Below are 1,806 nucleotides of genomic sequence, written 5' to 3'. Positions count from 1 at the left end.
ATACGGCCGGGTTCGTAAGCACGGACCCCAATATCGATCCGCTGAAGATGCTGGGTGGTCCGGTCTCGGTCGAAGGTGAATCCGATCCGAAACGCTGGTTCAGCGGCATCGTGTCCGAGTTCCGGCTCACCCGCATCGAGGACCGGCTGGCCTATTACGAAGCGGTCGTGAGGCCGTGGCTCTGGTTTCTCGGCAACACCACCGATTGCCGTATTTTCCAGAACAAGAGCGTCGTCGACATCGTCAAGGACATCTTCAAGAAATACAGCGTGGCGGAATTCGATCTGCGCCTGCAGGGATCCTACCCRCCGCGCGAATACTGCGTGCAGTATGACGAGACCGATCTGGATTTCGTACAGCGACTGCTCGAGCATGAAGGCATCCTGTATTTCTTCGAGCATGACGAGGGTAAGCACACGCTTGTCCTAGTCGATGCGATGAGCAAGCTGAAGCCTGCGCCGGGCTACGAGAAAGTGCCCTATCATTTTGAAGGTCAGGGTTCCCGGCGCGATGTAGAATACATCACCGAATGGATACCGGGCAGTTCGGTGCGCCCGGGCGCCTATGCCCACACCGATTATGATTTCAAGAAGCCGGGCGCCGACCTGATGGCCAAGTCGGCCCAGCCGTTCAGCCACAAGCTGGCCGCGGGCGAGAACTACCGCCAGCCCGGTGCGCATCTCGAAGTGGGCCGGGGCGACAGCCTGGCCGCGATCCGCCGCGAGGAAATCCAGGCCGTGCACCAGCGCATCGCCGCTGTCGGCACCGTGCGCGGCCTCTATTCGGGCTGCACGTTCACGCTGGACGGTTTTCCACGAGAGGACCAGAACCAGGAATATCTGGTGGTCAGCGCCGAATACAGGCTGTTCGACCCGGGCTACAGAGCCCTTGCCGACGTCGACAGCGAGAACTTCCAGGTGATCCTCGGCGTGGCGCCGACCGCCGTGGCCTATCGCCCGTCACGCATCACGCCACGGCCAATCATGCGCGGGCCGCAGACCGCGACGGTGGTCGGACCATCCGGCGAGGAAATATTCACCGACAAATATGCCCGCGTGAAGGTCCAGTTCCATTGGGATCGTCTGGGCAAGAAGGATGAGAACAGTTCCTGCTTCGTGCGCGTCTCGCAGACCTGGGCCGGCAGCGGCTGGGGGTTCATCCAGATACCGCGCATCGGCCAGGAGGTGATCGTCGATTTCATCGAGGGTGACCCGGATCTGCCGATCATCACCGGCAGGGTCTACAACGCCTCCCAGATGCCGCCTTACGGTCTGCCGGGCAGCGCCACGCAATCCGGCTGGAAGTCGGACTCCTCCAAAGGAGGCGGCGGCTACAATGAGCTGATGTTCGAGGACAAAGCCGGCTCCGAACTGGTCAATTTCCAGGCGCAGAAGGACCACAACCTTCTGATCAAGCACGACCGCACCAAGCTCGTCCAGCACGACCAGTCCGACCGCATCGACCACGATGCCAAGCACTCCGTCGGCCACAACCTCGACGAGGACGTCGGCAACAACAAGACGGTCAAGGTCGGCGTCGACCAGACCACGAATATCGGCTCGAACGACACCGAGACGGTGGGCGCCAACCGTTCGCTGACGGTCATGGCCAACGAGACCATCCATGTCGTGTCGAACTCGACGGAGAACATCGACGCCAATCACACGCAGACGGTGGGGATTGTCCAGACGATTACAGTGGGGGCGGCTCGCATCGATACGGTTGGCGCCGCCGAGACGCGAACAGTCGGCGCAGCACAGATGAACACCATCGGTGCCATACGGTCGGTCACTGTCGGTGCAGCGC

Annotated in this window: 1 protein-coding gene; it reads left to right on the top strand. The window is 61.5% G+C overall.

The features are described from left to right. Positions 1–1,806: type VI secretion system tip protein TssI/VgrG (gene tssI / locus ACXJ7R_RS31660; protein WP_457155248.1), on the top strand; the 1,806-nt coding region annotated here is incomplete at both ends.

This window comes from Mesorhizobium sp. P5_C1, from assembly GCF_054049815.1.
The sequence above is the reverse complement of the archived record's forward strand: the minus strand, read 5'-3'. Positions and strand labels throughout refer to the sequence as shown.